This is a genomic window from Gordonia amarae NBRC 15530 (assembly GCF_000241345.1).
GTDB lineage: Bacteria > Actinomycetota > Actinomycetes > Mycobacteriales > Mycobacteriaceae > Gordonia > Gordonia amarae.
On record NZ_BAED01000063.1, the window covers coordinates 87,998 to 107,060 of the forward strand.

General features: G+C 67.6%; 13 protein-coding genes. 4 read left to right on the plus strand and 9 right to left on the minus strand.

The window, feature by feature from the left end; all coding sequences use genetic code 11:
* Positions 1-29 precede the first annotated feature (29 nt).
* Positions 30-1,181 carry an FAD-binding oxidoreductase gene (locus tag GOAMR_RS18915; protein WP_005191624.1) on the plus strand — a complete coding sequence of 384 codons (1,152 nt, stop codon included), beginning with the start codon at positions 30-32 and terminating at the stop codon, positions 1,179-1,181.
* A 75-nt stretch (positions 1,182-1,256) separates the two neighbouring features.
* On the opposite strand, the gene GOAMR_RS18920 is transcribed toward GOAMR_RS18915, so the two are convergent.
* The 5 genes from GOAMR_RS18920 to dnaK all read right to left on the minus strand — a co-directional run bounded on the left by GOAMR_RS18920 (position 1,257) and on the right by dnaK (position 7,035).
* Entirely contained in the window at positions 1,257-2,477 is a 1,221-nt protein-coding gene (locus GOAMR_RS18920) for a hypothetical protein (protein WP_050942803.1), read from the minus strand.
* A gap of 144 nt (positions 2,478-2,621) precedes the next feature.
* Positions 2,622-3,041: a heat shock protein transcriptional repressor HspR gene (locus GOAMR_RS24550; RefSeq protein ID WP_244427455.1), complete on the minus strand. Its 420-nt coding sequence runs from the start codon at positions 3,039-3,041 to the stop codon at positions 2,622-2,624.
* Positions 3,042-3,137: 96 nt separating this feature from the next.
* Positions 3,138-4,331 (minus strand): molecular chaperone DnaJ, encoded by a 1,194-nt coding sequence (dnaJ, locus tag GOAMR_RS18930; RefSeq protein ID WP_005191628.1) that lies wholly within the window; start codon positions 4,329-4,331, stop codon positions 3,138-3,140.
* Positions 4,332-4,504: 173 nt separating this feature from the next.
* Entirely contained in the window at positions 4,505-5,197 is a 693-nt protein-coding gene (gene grpE, locus GOAMR_RS18935) for a nucleotide exchange factor GrpE (RefSeq protein ID WP_005191630.1), read from the minus strand.
* Positions 5,194-7,035 carry a molecular chaperone DnaK gene (gene dnaK, locus GOAMR_RS18940; protein WP_005191632.1) on the minus strand — a complete coding sequence of 614 codons (1,842 nt, stop codon included), beginning with the start codon at positions 7,033-7,035 and terminating at the stop codon, positions 5,194-5,196. Before dnaK ends, grpE begins: the two co-directional genes overlap by 4 nt.
* A gap of 343 nt (positions 7,036-7,378) precedes the next feature.
* Here dnaK and GOAMR_RS18945 point away from each other — a divergent pair, with 343 nt between their 5' ends.
* Complete coding sequence (locus GOAMR_RS18945; RefSeq protein ID WP_005191634.1) at positions 7,379-8,707, plus strand: oxygenase MpaB family protein; 1,329 nt, start codon at positions 7,379-7,381, stop codon at positions 8,705-8,707.
* An 86-nt stretch (positions 8,708-8,793) separates the two neighbouring features.
* On the opposite strand, the gene lon is transcribed toward GOAMR_RS18945, so the two are convergent.
* Both lon and GOAMR_RS23800 read right to left on the minus strand, forming a co-directional pair.
* Positions 8,794-11,151 (minus strand): endopeptidase La, encoded by a 2,358-nt coding sequence (lon, locus tag GOAMR_RS18950; RefSeq protein WP_005191636.1) that lies wholly within the window; start codon positions 11,149-11,151, stop codon positions 8,794-8,796.
* Between the two features lie 90 nt (positions 11,152-11,241).
* The gene (locus GOAMR_RS23800) at positions 11,242-11,706 is read right to left on the minus strand and encodes a hypothetical protein (RefSeq protein WP_005191638.1); all 465 of its coding nucleotides are present in this window, start codon (positions 11,704-11,706) and stop codon (positions 11,242-11,244) included.
* Between the two features lie 389 nt (positions 11,707-12,095).
* On the opposite strand from GOAMR_RS23800, the gene GOAMR_RS23805 reads away from it, so the two are divergent.
* The gene (locus GOAMR_RS23805; RefSeq protein WP_005191640.1) at positions 12,096-15,008 is read left to right on the plus strand and encodes a PEP/pyruvate-binding domain-containing protein; all 2,913 of its coding nucleotides are present in this window, start codon (positions 12,096-12,098) and stop codon (positions 15,006-15,008) included.
* Between the two features lie 233 nt (positions 15,009-15,241).
* On the opposite strand, the gene GOAMR_RS25225 is transcribed toward GOAMR_RS23805, so the two are convergent.
* A complete protein-coding gene (locus tag GOAMR_RS25225; protein ID WP_170319190.1) occupies positions 15,242-15,829 on the minus strand; it encodes a QsdR family transcriptional regulator in 588 nt (195 codons plus the stop codon).
* Between the two features lie 228 nt (positions 15,830-16,057).
* Between GOAMR_RS25225 and GOAMR_RS25230 the strand changes: the two genes are divergently transcribed.
* The gene (locus GOAMR_RS25230) at positions 16,058-16,831 is read left to right on the plus strand and encodes a cutinase family protein (protein ID WP_005191644.1); all 774 of its coding nucleotides are present in this window, start codon (positions 16,058-16,060) and stop codon (positions 16,829-16,831) included.
* A gap of 5 nt (positions 16,832-16,836) precedes the next feature.
* Here the strand turns inward: GOAMR_RS25230 and GOAMR_RS18975 are convergent, their stop codons facing one another.
* Positions 16,837-19,020 (minus strand): acyl-CoA dehydrogenase family protein, encoded by a 2,184-nt coding sequence (locus GOAMR_RS18975; protein WP_005191648.1) that lies wholly within the window; start codon positions 19,018-19,020, stop codon positions 16,837-16,839.
* Positions 19,021-19,063: the final 43 nt, after the last annotated feature.

Consider the following 19,063-nt stretch of genomic DNA (forward strand, 5'->3'; position numbering starts at 1 on the left):
AGCCGGGATACAGGAGGTACGGATACACCGTGGTCAGCCACTCCCGGCGCGGTCTGCACCATCTGCGTGACCTGGTCAACCAGGACCAGCAGGGCTTTGCCACCAACGTGTACGCCCGGCTGTTCAGTATCGAACCGAGCCTGCGCGACCTGTTCGGGCCGTCGATGACCGAGATGCGCAGCAAGTTCGTCGGCGTCATCGATCACGTGCTGGAGACGATTCCCGCCCCCAGCGGGCAGGACGAGCTGGTGGAGTTCCTGGCCCAGCTCGGCCGCGACCACCGCAAATACGGGATCGCGCCCGAGTACTACAACGTCATGTACCAGGCGCTGATGGACGAGTTCGCCGCGATGATGGACACCGACTGGGACCCGGAAACGCAACAGGCCGTGTCGCAGGCGATGCTGCTGACGACCGGCGTCATGCGCGGTGCCGCGCAGATGGCCGAGGGACCGGTCCACTGGACGGCCGACGTCGTCGAGAAGTTCCGGATCTCGCGCGACCTCGCGGTGGTACGGCTGGTGGCGCAGGAACCACCCTCGTACAAGACCGGGCAATACCTCGAGGTGAAGGTCCCGCAATGGCCCAAGACCTGGCGCAATCTGTCGCCGGCCATCCCGCCCAACAACGGCGGTGAGCTCGAGTTCCACGTGCGCGCCGTTCCCGGCGGACTGTTCAGCACCTCGGTGGTGAAGGAGACGACCGTCGGCGACCGGTGGACGTTCGCCCAGGCACACGGCACACTGCACCTCGAACCCGGACGTCCGGTGCTGATGGTGGCGGGCGGGACCGGCCTGGCGCCGCTGCGGGCCCTGCTGCTGGACATGGCCCGCCGCGTCGACCAATTGCCGACGCACATCTTCTACGGGGCCCGCTATCCGGGCGAACTATACGATCTGGCGGTGCTGCGCCGCATCTGCGCCACCAATCCGTGGCTGACCGTGACGGCCGTGTCCGAACACACCGAGGATCCGTGGTGGCTGGATGCGAAGGTCACCCCGTCGGCCCTCGGTTTCGAGCACCGCTACGGGACCCTGGCCAATGTCATTGTCGGATACCAGGATTGGAGCGATCACCAAGTTCTGGTGGCCGGTTCGCCGGATATGGTCGAATCCACCCGCACCCGGCTGATCATCACCGGGGTGCCCGCCCGCAGGATCCAGCACGACCCGCTGAGCTGAGCGCGGTCCCGAAGGTGCCGCCACGGCATGATCGCCCCGCGACGACCGGGTTCCCGAGAATCGGGCGGCGTCCGGCTACCCGGCGGGAGCGGTGACCGTGGTGGTGACCGTGAACGTGACCGGAGGAAGGACCGTCGGTGGTTGCGCGGGGACCGTCACGGTCTCGACCTCGGTGACGGTCTCGGTCGCCGTCTCGGTCCGTGTCCGGGTCTCGGTGGCCGTCCGGGTCGCGGTCTGCGTAGCGGTGGCCGTCTCGGTGTTGCGTTCGGTCACCGTTGCCGCGTTGCCGTCGACCGTCCTGGTGACCGTGGCCCGCGGCCGGTTGAAGGTCTTCGTGGTCGTCCGGGTGACCGTGGCCGTCGCATCGGAGGTGCTTGCCAGCTTCTCCGGTTCGGAATCGGATCCCCCCGCGATCAACGCTCCGATGATTCCCCCGAGTGCGAGGGCACCGACGATCGCGGCGGCCGCGGGCCACCACCGGCGCGGCGGCGACGTCGGCGTGTCGGCGACAGCCGCCACGCGCGTGCGGACGGTCGGGCCGGGCGGTTCCACCGACATCCGCTGCGCCGACATGGCCGCACCGGTCGCACCCGCCAGCGTCGGTGCCGTCGCGATCGAGACGGGCCTGGCGACCGCGTACTCGAACGCGGGCGCCACACCCGGGAGTTCGGCGCCGGCACCGGTGCACAGCACCTGGGCGACCGACGACCCGCCGGGCATCGTGGTGACCGCATCGGCCACCGCGTTCGCCCCCGCGGGTTCGGTGATGGGCTCCGGTGCCCCGTCGTTGAATTCGGCGGTGCCGACGATCGCCCCGGACTGGACGTCGACGGTGATGATGGACCGGCCCGCCGAGGGCACGCCCTCACCGTCGAGATCGACGACGGCGATGATCCCGCCACGGGTCGGTTCGGCCCTGGCCACCTCGGCCAGCGCGACCGGGAAGTCCACCATCCGCACCTTCGGCGACCACATCGGTGCCGACGCCCCCGGCGCGAACCGCTCGGCCAGATAGCCGCCGGTGGACTGGCGGGACGCGGCGATCCCGATGGCGTCGACGGCCAGCGGCACGGAGTCGACGAGTTCGGTGATCGCGTCGAACGCGTCCTGCGGGGTACTGTCGACGAGGTCGACAATGTTACTGGCGACGATGTCACCGGCGGGTCCTCGGACCACCGAGATGATCGCCTCGTCGGTGACGGTCAGGCCGAGGACGCTGCCGCTCCCCGCGGCTTCGCGGCGACCGACGGGTACGGTCGGCGCCTCCGAACCCGGCTCGTCGGCGGCATAGGTCATCGTGCGTGTCCCTCGGTCCAATTCCATCCGGCAATCTCATCCGGGCCCGCTGTCCGGGCATCCCACCTACTGTAGGGGTCGCTTTATCACGGGTGCCTGGCACCTCGCGTTCGTTGTCACACCGTTACGCTCACACGGAAACGCTCACGCGTCTGGGGACCCCGGCTGCCCTTCTGGTCCGGACTGTCCCTCCGACCGGTTGGATCTGCCGTGGTCCGGCCTGCGCCGGCGCGGTTGCCACACGACGAGCGCACTCGTGCGCGGCACCGGGACCAGCTCACGGCCACGACGCGACCGCGAGCGCTCCAGTTCCTCGGTGAGTTCGCCGACCCGGACGCGCAGGGCGTCGACCTGATTGCTGAGGTCGATGATGCGTTTGATGCCCGCCAGGTTCACGCCCTCCTCCTGGGACAGACGCTGGATCTCCCGCAGCAGTTCGACATCGCGGGAACTGTAGCGGCGTCCGCCGCCGCTGGTGCGTTGCGGCGTGACGAGGCCGAGCCGGTCATAGGTGCGCAGCGTCTGCGCGTGCATTCCGGCCAGCTCGGCCGCCACCGAGATCATGAACACAGCAGTCGAATCGCCCGCGTTGATGCCTTCCCGGCCGGATGCTGAGTCCCTGGCCGCACGCTCATCGCCCGAATGCGTGTTCATGGTCGGTCACCGTCCCCAGTCGGCCCGCGGATCGAACCCGCTCGAGCGTTCCGCCTGAGCGTAGGCCCGCATGGCCTCGCGCGCGGCGTCGTCGAGCTTCGGCGGCACCGCGACCTTCACCGTCACCAGCAGGTCCCCGGCCCCGCCGGCCCGTTTGGGCACGCCCCGGCCCCGGACTCGCAGCGTGCGGCCATCGGTGGTGCCCGCCGGGATCTTGACGCCCACCGAACCGTCGAGCGTGGGCACCGACACGGTGGCCCCCAGCACGAGTTCGGAGATGCTCACCGGCAGCACGACCTTGAGGTCCTGGCCGTTGCGGGTGAACACCCGATCGGCCTTGACGTGCACGACCACGTACAGGTCACCCGACGGCGCCCCGCGCCGTCCGGCCTCCCCCTGCCCTGCCAGGCGGATGCGCTGGCCGTCCTCGACGCCCGGTGGGATGCGGACATTGATGGTGCGGGCACGGACCTTGACGCCGCTGCCGTCGCAGTCGGTGCACGGGTCGTCGATCCGTGATCCGGTGCCCTGGCAGTCCTGGCAGGGTTCGCTGAAACCGAACGCACCCTGGTTGCGGCTGACATAACCCGAACCGTTGCACGACGGGCACACCCGCGGGCTGGTACCGGGCTTGGCGCCACTGCCGTGACACGACGTGCACGGCGACGGGCTGGTCACGCGCAACGGCACGGTGGTGCCGACCGCCGCATCGCGGAAGGTCAGCGTCGTCTCGGTCTCCAGGTCTTTGCCGCGCCGCGGCCGCGAGGTCTGCTGCGACCGGCCACCACGGTTGAACAGGCCGTCGAAGATGTCGCCGAAACCACCCGATTCGCCGCCACCTCCGCCGCCGAACAGGTCACCGATGTTGAAGTCGGCACCGGTCGTCGTCGTGTAGGTCGTACCGCCGCCGCCCGGGAAACCGCCGGGGAAGCCGTTGCCGCCGCCACGGAACCGGCCGCCGGCGAACATCGCGCGGGTCTCGTCGTATTCCTTCTTCTTCTCGGGATCCGACAGAACGCTTTTTGCTTCAGACACCCTCTTGAATCGCTCTTCGGCCTCCGTGTTCCCCGGGTTGCGATCAGGGTGCAGCTCTGCGGCGAGCTTGCGGTAGGCCTTCTGAATTTCCTCAGACGAAGCGTCAGAAGCAACGCCGAGGTCCTTGTAGAAGTCTCGTTCGAGCCATTCACGCTGTGGAGCCATCGGACGTCACCTCCTTGGGACGTTGTGGTCGGCGGGTATCGGTGCGATGCCGGCCGACCTGTGTTGATTGTGAAGTTCTGTGTGTTGTTGCTATGCCCGGTGCCGCCTGACACGCGAAGCTATGAAGCTGCTTCGCATCCGACGACACCGGGCATATCGGTAAAGCGATGAAACTATTCTGCACCCTGCGCATCGGCGGGCTGTTCGCCGGTGCCGGGCTCCGCCGGAGCCCCCGGGGCGTCGGTGACGGTCACCATCGCGGTGCGGATCACCTTCTCGCCGAACCGATATCCGCAGCGGTACACATCACCGAGCACCGGGTTGGTGCCGTCGCCGTCGTTCTGGACGGCTTCGTGCAGTTCGGGATCGAACGGATCACCGGACTTGCCGAACGGCACCAGTTCCTCCGCGGTGAGCACGGCGATCAGTTTGTCGGCGACGCCCTTGAGCGGGCCGTCGGCGAGGTCGCCGTGCGCGCGGGCCCGGTCGAGGTCATCGAGGATCGGCAGCAGCTTCTCGGCGAGCACGCGCTTGCCGTAGGCCACCGAACCCTGCTTCTCCTCGGCGCTGCGCCGCTTGAAGTTGGCGAACTGGGCGCGTTCACGCTGCAGGGCGGCAGTCAGTTCGGCCACCTGCTCGGCGGCCACCTGGGCCGCCGCGTCGGGTGCGGCCGCGGCCAGCTGCGGCTCGTCGGCAACGGTTTCCGCGGGAGCCTGGTCCGCCGGTACCTCAGTCTGCCCGGCCTGTTCCTGTCCGGCCTGTTCGGCATCTGCCGCGCCGGGGCGCACCTGTCCCGTCTCGGGATCGATGCGCCGCCGGTCGCTCACGGTGATCGGCTCGTCAGGCTGCGTGCCGGGAGCCGTCACTTCTTGTCCTCGTCGACAACCTCGGCGTCCACCACGTCGTCGGCGCCGGCACCCGGAGCGGCACCCTCGTCACCACCGTCGGCGGCGGCGTCTGCCTGGGCCGCGGCGTAGATGGCCTGGCCCATTTCCTGCGACTGCTCCGACAGCTTCTCGACGGCGGTCTTGATGGCGCCGAGATCGGTACCCTTGAGCGCCTCGTTGGCCTCGGCGATGCTGGCGTTGACCTTGTCCTTGAGGCCGGCGTCCACCTTGTCCTCGTTGTCCTTGAGGAACTTCTCGGTGTGGTGCACCAGCGACTCGGCCTGGTTGCGGGTCTCGGCCTCCTCGCGACGCTTCTTGTCCTCGTCGGCGTGTGCCTCGGCGTCCTTGATCATCCGGTCGATCTCGTCCTTGCTCAGGCCCGAACCGTCCTGGATGCGGATGCTGTTCTCCTTGCCGGTGCCCTTGTCCTTCGCGGTGACATGCACGATGCCGTTGGCGTCGATGTCGAAGGTCACCTCGATCTGCGGGGTACCCTGCGGGGCGGGGGCGATGCCGCCGAGCTCGAACGAGCCGAGCAGCTTGTTGTGCGAGGCGATCTCACGCTCACCCTGATACACCTGGATCTGCACCGACGGCTGGCCGTCCTCGGCGGTGGTGTAGGTCTCCGACCGCTTGGTGGGGATGGTGGTGTTGCGCTCGATCAGCTTGTGCATCACGCCGCCCTTGGTCTCGATACCCAGCGACAGCGGGGTCACGTCGAGCAGCAGCACGTCCTTGACCTCACCGCGCAGCACGCCGGCCTGCAGGGCAGCGCCCACCGCGACGACCTCGTCGGGGTTGACACCCTTGTTGGGCTCCTGGCCGCCGGTCAGTTCCTTGACCAGCTCGGTGACGGCGGGCATACGGGTCGAGCCGCCGACGAGGACCACGTGGTCGATGTCGCCGACCGAGATCCCGGCGTCCTTGATCACGGCCTGGAACGGTGCGCGGGTGCGCTCGAGCAGGTCGGAGGTGATCTTCTGGAACTCCGAACGGCTCAGCTGCTCGTCGAGGAACAGCGGGTTCTTGTCGGCGTCGACGGTGATGTACGGCAGGTTGATCCCGGTCGACTGCGAGGCCGACAGTTCGATCTTGGCCTTCTCCGCGGCCTCACGCAGACGCTGCAGGGCCATCTTGTCCTTGGTCAGGTCGATGCCGTTCTGCGACTTGAACTTCTCCACCAGCCAGTCGACGACGCGCTGGTCCCAGTCGTCGCCACCGAGGTTGTTGTCGCCGGAGGTGGCGCGGACCTCGACGACGCCGTCGCCGATCTCCAGCAGCGAGACGTCGAAGGTGCCGCCACCGAGGTCGAAGACCAGGATGGTCTGTTCCTTCTCGCCCTTGTCCAGGCCGTACGCGAGCGCGGCGGCGGTGGGCTCGTTGACGATGCGCAGCACGTTCAGGCCGGCGATCTGACCGGCTTCCTTGGTGGCCTGGCGCTGGGAGTCGTTGAAGTAGGCGGGGACGGTGATCACCGCGTCGGTGACGTCCTCACCGATGTAGGCCTCGGCGTCGCGCTTGAGCTTCATCAGTGTGCGGGCACTGATCTCCTGCGGGGTGTACTTCTTGTCGTCGATGTCGACGGTCCAGTCCTCACCCATGTGGCGCTTGACCGAGCGGATGGTGCGGTCGACGTTGGTGACGGCCTGGTTCTTGGCGGGCTGGCCCACCAGGACCTCACCGTTGCGGGCGAAGGCGACGACGGACGGCGTGGTCCGCGAGCCCTCCGCGTTGGCGATGACGGTCGATTCGCCACCTTCCAGCACCGACACGACGGAGTTGGTGGTGCCGAGGTCGATTCCAACAGCACGTGACATCTGTTTTTCCTCCTGTGTTCAGGGCGTGCGCCCAAGTTCTGTGGTTCCGGCGCCGTACGACGCGGGGGTTGGTTTCCCGAAACCTGCGCAGGCACTCAACTTCAGTGCAGCCGACTCATGTTCTAGCGGAAGCGTCGTCTGCGGTCAACTCAAGTTGAGTGGTACTTGCTCAAGTTTCTCGATGGGTCCAACGGGTGGGGTGGCGGATATGTTCCCCGATCCCCGAAAAAAGTTGAGCGAACTTCACTCATGTTCGCCGTACGGCGTTCACCTGCCCACCCGACCGCCGACCGCCGAACCCGGGCATTACAGTGCGATCAGGTCCGTTTTCTTGGGAGGGACGATGGCGACGTACTACCCCGAACTGGCTGCCCGGGTACTCCGGCAGGCCCAAGATCTGCCCGAGTTGTACGGGGATTTCGACTTCGCCGCGACCCCCGAGCGGTTCACCACCGACCCGGCCGTCACGAGCGCCCTTCCGCCGCGTCGCGGTGATCGCCGCGGGTACCTCGATGATCGGCGGCTCGTGGAGCTGATGCGCACCGCCCTTTACCTCGGCGATGTCCCCGCCGACCGGGTCGCCGCGCTGTCCGCGCGCCATTCGGTGACCGATCTGGTCACCCTGATCAGGCGGGTGTGCCGCGAGGGCGCCGAGAACGTGCCCGGGGCACCCGCCGAATTGGCAGCCCTGCTGGAGGTCATGTCGGACAAGCCCGACTGGATCGACCACGATCTCATCGAACGCGGCGCCGCGCGGTCGCGCCTGATCACCGGGCTCGTCGCCCCGTTCGTGACCCGCGGCGCGTTCATCGCCACCTTCACCAACAGCTATGCGGCGCTGCCGATGACGCTCACGGGCGCGCTGTCGGGCAGGCGGGCGGCGCACCGCGTCAACGAGACCAACGCCTTCTTCGCCGTCACCACCCTGCCCGGGGCGCTGGAACGGTTCGGCCCCGGTTTCGAGGCGGCCGTGATGGTTCGCGTCATGCACTCGATGGTGCGCTACAACGCGCTCGGGCGCCCCGCCCCCGGCAAGGAGCGCCGGCGCGCGTGGGACGCGAGCGTGTACGGACTGCCCATCCCCCAGCTCGACCAGTTGCCGGCAGGCATGATCGGCCCATACCTGGTGTCGCTGGGCGCGTTGCGGCTGGGCCGCGCCTTCACCGACGACGAACGCGCGATGATCGAGTTCTACCGGTACCGGTGTTTTCTGCTCGGCCTCCCCGAGGAACTCCTGCCGAGCGACCCCGCGGGCATCGTCGACATGTTCCATGCCCGGGGCGCCACCCTGCGGGAGGATTTCGACGACTCCTGCCGCGCCCTGGTCACCTCGACGATGGATGCGTATCTACGGCCCACGGACCGGCTCTTCGACCGCATGGCCGACGCGGTGGAGAAAACCTACAGCAAGGCCGCCTTCTGCGCCGCGTTCTGCGATTTCAACCCCAGAGCCGCGAGCCGGATGGGGGTCGACATCGGGGTGCGCGATGCGGCGCGCATCGCCGCGACCGGCCCGTTCATCGGCGGCCGGCTGGTCGCGGTGGCGCTGGCCGGGCGGGTCCCGAGACTACGGGAGGCATCGGGCAGGTATCTGACCGGCCGGGTCCGTCACCGGCTCGAGGTCTACGGCGTGCCCGAATACACCACCGATCACCGCGAATACGCGCACTGACCGAACAACCGAAACCCCACCGATACGGTCCGGCATCGACATTATTGCGATGCCCGGACGTATCGGTGGGGTTTGTGGGCGTGTTCTCAGGCAGCCGACGCCTCCGACTGTGCGACCGGCTCCAGTGCGCGCGCGACGATCTCGGCGACGTCGGTCATCGGGATCACCTCCAGCGCGTCGAGGATCTCGGCGGGCACGTCATCGAGGTCGGGTTCGTTGCGCTGCGGGATGAACACCGTCTTCAGTCCGTTGCGCTGTGCGGCGAGCAGCTTCTGCTTCACGCCACCGATCGGCAGGACCCGGCCGTTGAGGGTGACCTCGCCGGTCATACCCACCTCGCCGCGCACCCGGCGTCCGGTGGCCATCGACACCAGTGCGGTGACCATGGTGACACCAGCCGACGGACCGTCCTTGGGGACGGCGCCGGCGGGCACGTGCACGTGCACGGTGCGGTTCAGCGCGGCCGGGTCGACGCCGAGTTCGGTTGCGTACGAACGGACATACGACAGCGCGATCTGCGCCGACTCCTTCATCACGTCACCGAGCTGACCGGTCAGTTGCAGCCGCGGCTCACCGGCCGCACCGTCGCCGTCGGCCGGTTGCCCGCCGGTCGCGGTGACCTCGATGTACAGCACATCGCCACCCATCCCGGTGACCGCGAGACCCGTTGCCACACCGGGCACCTCGGTCCGCTCCGCCGATTCCGGGGTGAACCGGGGCCGGCCCAGGTACTCCTTCAGGTCGTCGACGCCGATCGCGACCGGTGCCAACACCTTGCCGGCGGCCAGCTTGGTGGCCACCTTGCGCAGCATCTTGGCCAGCAGCCGTTCATATTGGCGCACACCGGGTTCGCGGGTGAAGTTCGCGGCGATCTCGCGCAGCGCGTCGTCACCGACGCTCACCTCGTCGGCGGTGAGCGCGGCCGTCTCGATCTGCCGCGGCACCAGGTGCCCGCGCGCGATCGCGACCTTGTCGTCCTCGGTGTAGCCGTCGATGGTCACCAGTTCCATCCGGTCCAGCAGCGCCGACGGGATGTTCTCGATCACATTGGCCGTCGCCAGGAACACCACGTCGGACAGGTCCAGATCGAAGTCGAGGTAGTGGTCGCGGAAGGTGTGATTCTGCGCCGGGTCCAGGACCTCCAGCAGCGCGGCCGCCGGATCGCCCCGGTAGTCTGAACCCACCTTGTCGATCTCATCCAGCAGCACAACAGGATTCATCGATCCCGCCTCGCTGATGGCGCGCACGATGCGGCCGGGCAACGCGCCGACGTAGGTGCGCCGGTGACCACGAATCTCGGCCTCGTCACGCACACCGCCGAGAGCGACGCGCACAAACTCGCGACCCAGCGCGCGGGCCACGCTCTCGCCGAGCGAGGTCTTGCCGACACCGGGCGGGCCGGCGAGCACCATCACCGCACCGGACCCGCGTCCGCCCACGACCTGCAGGCCGCGTTCGGCCCGCCGCGCCCGCACCGCCAGGTATTCGACGATGCGGTCCTTCACGTCGTCGAGTCCGTGATGGTCGGCGTCGAGAATCTCACGCGCACCGGCGATGTCGGTCGAGTCGGTGGTGCTGACGTTCCACGGCAGGTCGAGCACGGTGTCGAGCCAGGTCCGGATCCAGCCGGTCTCCGGCGACTGGTCGCCGGCCCGTTCGAGCTTCCCGACCTCACGCAGCGCGGCCTCGCGCACCTTCTCGGGCAGGTCGGCGGCCTCAACACGAGCGCGGTAGTCGTCGGCACCCTCGGGTTCGCCCTCGCCGAGTTCCTTGCGGATGGCGGCGAGCTGCTGGCGCAGCAGGAATTCCTTCTGTTGCTTCTCCATTCCGTCGCGGACGTCGGAGGCGATCTTGTCGCTCACCTCTGTTTCGGCGATATGTTCGCCGGTCCACTCGATCAGCGACCGTAGCCGTTGCGCCGTATCGGGTGTTTCCAGCAGTTCCCGCTTCCGCTCATCGCTCAGCCACGACGAGTACCCCGAGGTGTCTGCCAGGGCCGACGGATCGGTCATCTTGTTGACCGCGTCGATGATCTGCCACGCCTCCCGGCGCTGCAGCATCGCCAGCACGAGCTTCTTGTATTCGGCGGCAAGCTCTTTCACCTCGTCGGTGACGGCCGGATCGTCGATTTCGGTGACCTCGACCCACAGCGCCGCACCGTGCCCGGGCGCCCCGGACCCGATCTGCGCACGCTTCTCGCCCTTGACGACGACGGCCTGCTGTCCGCCGGGAATGCGCCCGGCCTGCACGATCGACACGATCACACCGTGTGTCGGATACCGGTCATCGAACCGGGGCGCCACCAGCAGCTTCCCCGTTCCGGTCGCACGTGCGGCATCGACGGTCGCCTGCGCGGCGTCGTCGAGCGGGATCGGCACCACCATGCCGGGCAGAACCACCAGGTCGGGAACGAACAGGACCGGCACTGAGTATGTGTTGGACATACAACCTCCAAAGTTCAGTCTGCTCGACTCAACCTTGGAGGGTGTCCCGTTCTTCCCGGCCCGGTTATGCCCCCAGCGAACGGCGGCGGCCTATCCGACGCCGTCGGCGGCGTCGGCGTCGGTCTCGATGGCCAGGTTGCCGCCCCAGGTCTCCAGGTATCCCGGATTGCAGCCGCCCGGGATACCGGTGGCCCGCACGCCGACCTTGTGGATTCCGGGAGAAAGCCTCATGACGTAGCCACCGTCGCTTTCACCGGCACCCAGGACTTCTTTACCACGTTCTTTGTCATCCACAATGATGTGCGCAATCATCTTGAAGCAATGCGACGGAGCGGCCCGGAATTGGACGGCAAACGCGCCGGTGGTGGTCTTCACCCGGTAAGTGGGGGTGTTCAGGCATTCCTGACTCGGGACCGACGTGGCGTAGGAGCATTGCTGAACACCCACCGGGTTGCTCGGGAACACACCCGCATCGGCCGGTGCCGCAGCGATTCCGAGGACAACGCCCCCAGCGGCGATCATGGCGCCGGTCGCGACGGTCTTGCAGATGTTCATTCTTATCTCCTGTATCAAATGCGCACCCCGCCGAACACCGCTACTATCGATTGAACAGCAGGCGCGAGGCAGCAGCGGGCACGAGATATCGGGGCAGCACTCACCATATCCGCACCGCGACCCACGAGCAGGCCTCGGGATCACGCCGCTTGCCCGCCAGCGTGCACAGATTTCGAAGAAATCGAGACAATATCTTGAATCGTCTCAACTAAGGAACGCTTGCCCACGTGTCGGCATACACCCGGGACGGCATGTAAAGAGCATTACAGTGCAACAACACCGAGTAGATTCCCCGTGACAGCCACTTTCACCCTTATGTGACGCTGGACACACCCTAAGGTTTTGTGAGACGGTAGACGCCTTCGTATCCATTTCGATTGGAGTCGGTGATGACCTTCGTCGTGAGCCTGGACGCGCCTGAGTCGCAGGATTCCGATACGACAGGAGGCAAAGGAGCCAATCTGGCCCGAATGGCCGGCGCGGGCTTCCCGGTACCCGGCGGCTTCGTCATCACCACCTCCGCATATCGCAGGTTCATCGATGCCGCAGAGCTGTGGCCACAGATCGAATCCGAGCTTGCCACAGCAGATTTCGCCAATGCAGCCACCGTGGAGGCGGCCACGGCCAGGATCCGCGAACTCATCGAATCCTCTCCGGTCCCCGCCGATATCGCCGAGGAGATCAGGACCGCCTATAACACGCTCAATGTCGACACGCTCAATGCCGACACGCTGGGCGCCGACACATTCGTGGCTGTCCGTTCGTCCGGCACGGCCGAGGACCTCGCCGAGGCCAGCTTCGCCGGCCAGCACGACACCTACCTCGACATTCTCGGCCACGACGACCTTCTCACCGCGGTCCGCCGGTGCTGGGGTTCGTTGTGGACTTCCCGCGCCACCGCCTACCGCAATAACGGACAATTCGCCCAGGCTGATGTCGCGCTCGCCGTCGTTGTTCAGGAGATGATCGAGTCCGAGGTCTCCGGGGTGATGTTCACCGCCAACCCGATGTCGACGGCGGTGGACGAGTTTGTCATCAATGCCGCCTACGGGCTCGGTGAGGGCATCGTCTCCGGCATTCTCACCCCCGACCAGTACACGATCGACCGTGACACCTACGCGGTGGTCGACGAATTGATCGGCGGCAAGGCCAAAAAGGTGCACCGCATTGCCGGTGGCAAGCACACCACCATCTCGACGGTCGATCCCGCCCGGGCCCGGGCACCCGCGCTCACCCCCGCGCAGATCGCCGGGCTGGGAAGGCTCGGCGCCGCCGTCACCGAGTACTACGACGGCTGGCCACAGGACATCGAATGGGCTTACGCAGCAGGCAGTTTCTACCTGCTGCAGTCCCGGGACGTCACCGGCGTCGACCTCACCTGGGATGAGGATCTCGAAGAGTACATGCCCGAACTACCCCGCATCGACCGCGCCGAGATACTCACCCGTGCGTTCGCCGACAGCGTCTGGCAGGGCCGGGTCACCCCGATGGGCTACTCGCTGCGCTGCGAGGCCTTCCACCCGATGATCACCCGGCACCAAGAAATATGGGGCACAACAGAAACCGCGAAGCTCCGGATCTGGAAGTACCACAAGGGAGAGGTCTACTATACCGGCCGCCAGGAGTTCGAGAACATGGTGTCGTTCCTGCCGCCCACCATGTGGAACCCGGCGCTCCTCGGTTTCACCCAGCCCAGCCTGGTCGCCGACCTGGAGAAGCAGGAGGGCAATTGGTTCGGATACGCCAAGGCGCTCATACGAATCCGGATGATCGACGCCGATCTGGGGCCGTACCGGTTCTTCACCAACTGCTACCGGCAGATGAACGACGACGGCGACCGGATGCTCGGCCCGAGCATCGACGAACTGCAGAAGATGTCCGACCACGAACTCGTCCGCGCCGTCGACCGGGCGATCAAGAATCAGCACGATTGGGTGGAGGATCTGTGGAGCGGATTCTTCCTGCACGCCACCACACTGTCGGCGGTATTCGTGTGGATGCTCGGGAATTGGTACAAGGGCAGCAATCCGCACATCTTCAACGACCTGATCACCGGTCTGCCCGAACCCACCATCACGCTCAAGGAAAACCTCGAATTGTGGGAGCTCGGTGAGAAGATCCGCACCTCGCCGGCGCTCACCGAGGCGTTCACCGACCATCCCGGAGCCGAATTCTTCACCGCCGTCGCCGCCGCCGAGGGTGGCGAACAGTTCCTCGACGCTTACCGCGATTTCCTCACCAGGTACGGCCATCGCGGTCACGCCGATCGTGACATCTCCTACCCGCGCCGCAGCGAGGCGCCCGAACTCGACTACAACTCATTGAAGGTGTTCGTAGCCTCCGGGGGCGAACGCCCCGGCAGCAACGAGGAGAGGCTGATCGCCCAGCGCGAGGCCGCCACCGAGGATGCGCTGGCATCCATCCGTAAGCAGCCGCTCGGCCGCCTCAAAGCCGAGGCGTTCAAGGTGGTCCACGACTGGCTGTTGCGCTTCTTCGTCTTCCGCGACGACGAACGTCACCATACCGACCGCGGGACCTGGGGCAAGAAGCAGTCGGTGAAAGAGGTGAGCCGCCGCCTGCACCTGCGGGGCGTCCTCGAATCCCCCGACGACTACCTGTATCTGGGCAAACGTGAGCTGATGCGGCTGTTCGACGGCGGCGGCGACAGCCCGCGCGTCACCCGCGCCAAGGTGGCCGCCCGCCGCAGGCACTGCGACAATTTCCGCGCCGACGGCGCACCGCCGATGTTCATCCTGGGCAACGGCACCCCCACCACCGACGGCCAGGAGCCGGTCAGCGGATTCAGCGCGGAGGGGGTGCTGCACGGCGTCGGGACCAGCCGCGGCCACACCGTCGGCACGGCCCGCGTCATCGCGGACCAGAAGGACCTGCACCGCGTGCGCAAGGACGACATCCTGGTCACCCACTCCACCGACCCCGGCTGGACGACGGTCTTCCTCATTCTCAAGGGCCTCGTCCTGGAGACCGGCGGCATGCTCGCCCACGGTTCCTGCATCTCCCGGGAGTACGGCATCCCCGCCATCCAGATCAACAACGCCATGTCCTACATCCCCGACGGCGCCACGATCGACGTCAACGCCGATACCGGCGAGGTACGCATCCTCACCGCACCACCCGACGACTCACCACCCACCGACGATGAGGCCGGTGAGATCCCAAGAGCTGAGGCCTCCACCGCCGAGGCCACCCCAAAGGACCCGGCCGAACCCGAGAAGCCGCGCCACTCCCCCGATCCCGACGGTACCGCCGTCGCCCCAGAACCGGCGACCGCCCACGCGTAGACAGAGACTCGCGCGTGGGCGGTCGCCCACCAACCCGCACCATCGACCCCACCCGCCACCCGAACACTCTGCACGGGACCGGCACGCCGAGGCCTGTGCCGAGAAGGTCCGCAGCGCAACGGCCGTGGTGTCCGGTGACGAGGATCTGGCGCCGGCGCTGGTCCATCTGCACGCGGCACAGGCCGAATTCAGGCGGCCGACGACCGTACCCGGCAGCGGGCCGAACAGGCGCGCTACTGCCCGTCGTTCGGTACCAGCAATTCGAGAACCGTTGTCGCGCGGTCCATATCGATGGATTCTCCGGCAACCAGGTCTGCGTATAGGAAGCCTTCCATCAGTCGGCAGATCCCGTACGCCAGCGCGCGGGCGTCCACGGGGAGCTCGATCCGGCCGGCCGCCTCCTCCTCGATGAGCAGGCCCTGGATGAACCCGACAACCATGCGCTGCATCGGAAATGCGCTCGACGCCACGATCCGCATCACCCGCGGCGGGTCCGCCATGAGCGCCGACATCAGATGTTCGGATTCCGCGGCATGCCGCATGAATCCGTTGAGCACACCGAGCACCCGGGCGCGGCCGATGAGATGCAGGTTCTCCGAACGCCTGTCCTCGAAGTTGAGACGGGTGCGGATCATCAGCACCTCGCACAGTACCCGGTCGTTGTCGCCGAGCCAACGATATGCCGACGCCCGACTGATACCGAGTTCCGTTGCCAGCGCCGAGATCTCGATCTTCTCGTTGTTGAGGTAGCAGTTGATGGCCGCCTCCATCAACTTCCGGCGGCCGGCCTCACGGGTCTCGCTGCGTCGAGGGATCGGCATATCAAGCATCGTACGACGCCCGGCAAGCCGAACCGTGGTGATTCACCGGGAGGTGGTGTCGCAGTAAACCGATACGGGAATGCCGATCGTCTCATCACGAGCGGGCGGCGCAGCACGCGCTGGAGCGACGCAATTCCGGCACACAACCGTCAGGTGTCTGTAGTCCCGCTCACTACCTGTGGATTTGGGCCTGCCGTTACGGGACGTGCGCCGCTAGTATCGCCCGGTATGAAGAAGGTTTCCACCGCGGTTCTCGCAGGCCTCGGCACTGTGCTCACCGCAGCCGCGACGGTCGTGACGGCCCCTGCAGCCCAGGCGGCGCCGTGCCCCGAGGTGCAGGTGATCTACGCGCGCGGCACCACCGAGAAGCCCGCACCGCTCGGCACCACCGGGCAGTCGTTCGTCAGCTCGCTGCAGGCGCAGCTCGTGGGCCGGTCGGTGGCCGGGCACGGCATCAGGTATGCGGCCAGCGGTGACTACGCACGGCCGCTCAATTACGTCCGCTCGGTGCGCGCCGGGGTGCTCGGGACGCAGGCACGCATCATCTCCACCATCAAGCGGTGCCCGAACACCCAGATCGTGCTCGGCGGATTCTCCCAGGGCGCCGCGGTCGTCGGCTATGCGATCAGTTCGGATCTGAGCCTGCGCCGCGACCTGTCGATTCTGCAGTTCGCGATGCCCAAACCGCTGCCGGTGTCGATCTCCGACCACATCGCGGCCATCGTGTTCTTCTCGCCACCGTCGGACAACTGGCTCGGCGACATCGGGGCGCCCCCGATCCGGCTGGGCGCCGAGTACGCCGGCAAGTCGATGCGCTACTGCCTGCCGCTGGACAATATCTGCGACGGCACCCAGTTCAGCCCGCCCAACCCGCTGCACCTGGCCTACACGCTCGGTGGTGTCACCTACGCCGGTGCCGCCTTCGCCGCGGGGCTGGTGAAACCGCCCGGCTCCATCCTGGAGCAGGACACCCCGAAACAGCCCGCCCCCACGGCCGGCTGAGCGGGCTACCCCCGCGGCAGACCGAGGATCCGCTCGGCGGCCGCGGTGCGCAGAATCTGCGTGGTGCCGCCCGCGATCGACAGGCACCGGTTCTGGATCACCTGCTCGGCCGAGTCCGGCCAGGTCAGCCCGTCGAATCCGGACAGTTCGAGAGCGAAATCGGGCACCGACTGCCGGTGCTGCACCCCGATCAGTTTGCGCACGCTGGATACCGCCCCCGGGTCCAGACCGGCGAGTTGCGCGGTCACCGCGCGCGCGTCGAGTACCCGCCCCACATGGGAGTCGGCAAAGAGTCTGCCGAAGGTGTGCAGTTCGCCGGCGGTGAGGTCGCGGCCGAGGCCGTCGATCTGCCGCAGCAGCGCGTCCATCTCCTTGCCGAGGCCGGAGCCGCCCATCGCGACGCGCTCGTTGGCCAGGGTGGTGCGGGCCAGCCGCCAGCCGCCGTCGACGTCGCCGACCACGCAGTCGTCGGGCACGAACACCCCGTCGAGGAACACCTCATTGAACTTGGGGTGCCCGGTGGCCTCCCGCAGCGGCCGCACGTCCAGTCCCGGTGAGGTCATGTCGACCAGGAAGTACGTGATGCCCTTGTGCTTGGCGACATCGACATTGGTGCGCGCCAGGCAGATCGCCCACTGCGCGTTGTGGGCCTGCGATGTCCAGATCTTCTGTCCGGTCAGGCTCCAGCCCCCGTCGACGCGGACGGCCTTGGTGCGCAACGACGCCAGGTCCGATCCGGCTTCCGGCTCGGAGAACATCTGGCACCACACGATCTCGCCGGCCAGGGTGGGGGCGACGAACCGCCTCCGCTGGGCGTCGGTGCCGTGCTGCAGGATGGTCGGGATCGCCCACCCGGCGATCACCAGGTCCGGGCGCACGACGCCCGCCGCATCGAATTCGGCGTCGATGAGCAGTTGCAGCGCGGGCGACGCCGACAACCCGTAGGGAGCGGGCCAGTGCGGCATCAGGTAACCCGATTCGGCGAGTGCGCGGCGCCGTTCGTCGCCGGTGGCCGCGGCTATGTGGGCGACGTCGGCGCGCACCTTGTCGCGCTGGTCGTCGACCGCCGACAGATCGACCTCGAAAACCCTTCGCGCGCCCCGCAGTCCGTCCTTGGCGAGGTCGACGGCCTGCCGGTGGGCGTGGCCGAGGGTCACCGCGGCACCCAGCGCCGACCGCAGGTACAGGTGCGCCGGATGCTCGAAGGTGAAGCCGATGCCGCCGAGCACCTGGATGCAGTCCTTGGCGAGCGCGGGTGCCGCCTGCGCCACAATCACATCGGCGCACAGTGCGCTCAGCTCCAGCTGTTGCGGCGCCCCGTCGCCGCCGGCGAGCGCCGAGTCGACCGCCCGCACCAGATCCCACGCCACCGATGCGACCTGCTCGCTCCGGCACAGCATGTCGGCGCAGATGTGTTTGACCGCCTGGAACGAGCCGATGGCGCTGCCGAATTGGGTGCGCACCTTGGCGTAGTCGACGGCGGTGTCCAGCGCCCACCGGCATACGCCGCTCTGATAGGCCGTCAACGCGGCGTGCAGCACCCCGCCGACGAGCGCGTCGTCGCCGAGCCGGATCAGATCCGCGTCGGTGACGCCGGTGACCGATACCCGGGCGACGGGGGTCGCGCCGTCGGTCGCCGGCTGCGGCGTGGCGGTGACGGTCGCGGCACCCGGGACCAGCACACACCACGACAGCGCGCCGTCGTCGCCGGCGATCGGGATCACCAGCACGCAGCCGTCCACGAAGCCGGGTACCAGGCCCAGGTCGACCGAACCCCCGTCGAGCACGGACGGTGCGGTGTAGGCGCTCGCGGGTACGGCGGCCACAGCCTCGCCGGCCAGCACCGATTCCAGCAGCGACGCGGCGCGCGCGTCCGAGGACCGGGCCAGGCCGAGCGTCGCGGCGACCGTCGCCGCGATCGGCCCCGGCACCAGGTCATATCCGCACTGTTCGATCATCGCCGCGGCGTCGGCGAACGACGCCCCGAGCCCGCCCTGATCCTCGGGTACGGCCGCGCCGAACACGCCGAACTCGGCGAGCGGGCCGAACACGTCCGCCCACGAGTTGCCGGCGGAGTCCGCGGGCTTGTCCAGCTGGGCGCGGGCGGCGTCGGCGAAGCCCTGACCCGACGCCCACGCCGAGATCGCCTCGCACACGGCCCTCTGTTCTTCACTGGTGACCAGACTCACGACGCTCCTGTGCATGTTGGGGTTGTGACCCTTAATTAGAACC

Excerpts from the sequence above, each read along its gene's own strand:
- GOAMR_RS25225 (WP_170319190.1), bottom strand. The coding sequence starts at position 15,829 with ATGCCGATCCCTCGACGCAGCGAGACCCGTGAGGCCGGCCGCCGGAAG.
- GOAMR_RS23805 (WP_005191640.1), top strand. The coding sequence starts at position 12,096 with ATGACCTTCGTCGTGAGCCTGGACGCGCCTGAGTCGCAGGATTCCGAT.
- GOAMR_RS18920 (WP_050942803.1), bottom strand. The coding sequence starts at position 2,477 with ATGACCTATGCCGCCGACGAGCCGGGTTCGGAGGCGCCGACCGTACCC.
- GOAMR_RS24550 (WP_244427455.1), bottom strand. The coding sequence starts at position 3,041 with ATGATCTCGGTGGCGGCCGAGCTGGCCGGAATGCACGCGCAGACGCTG.
- GOAMR_RS25230 (WP_005191644.1), top strand. The coding sequence starts at position 16,058 with ATGAAGAAGGTTTCCACCGCGGTTCTCGCAGGCCTCGGCACTGTGCTC.
- dnaK (WP_005191632.1), bottom strand. The coding sequence starts at position 7,035 with ATGTCACGTGCTGTTGGAATCGACCTCGGCACCACCAACTCCGTCGTG.
- GOAMR_RS23800 (WP_005191638.1), bottom strand. The coding sequence starts at position 11,706 with ATGAACATCTGCAAGACCGTCGCGACCGGCGCCATGATCGCCGCTGGG.
- lon (WP_005191636.1), bottom strand. The coding sequence starts at position 11,151 with ATGTCCAACACATACTCAGTGCCGGTCCTGTTCGTTCCCGACCTGGTG.
- dnaJ (WP_005191628.1), bottom strand. The coding sequence starts at position 4,331 with ATGGCTCCACAGCGTGAATGGCTCGAACGAGACTTCTACAAGGACCTC.
- GOAMR_RS18945 (WP_005191634.1), top strand. The coding sequence starts at position 7,379 with ATGGCGACGTACTACCCCGAACTGGCTGCCCGGGTACTCCGGCAGGCC.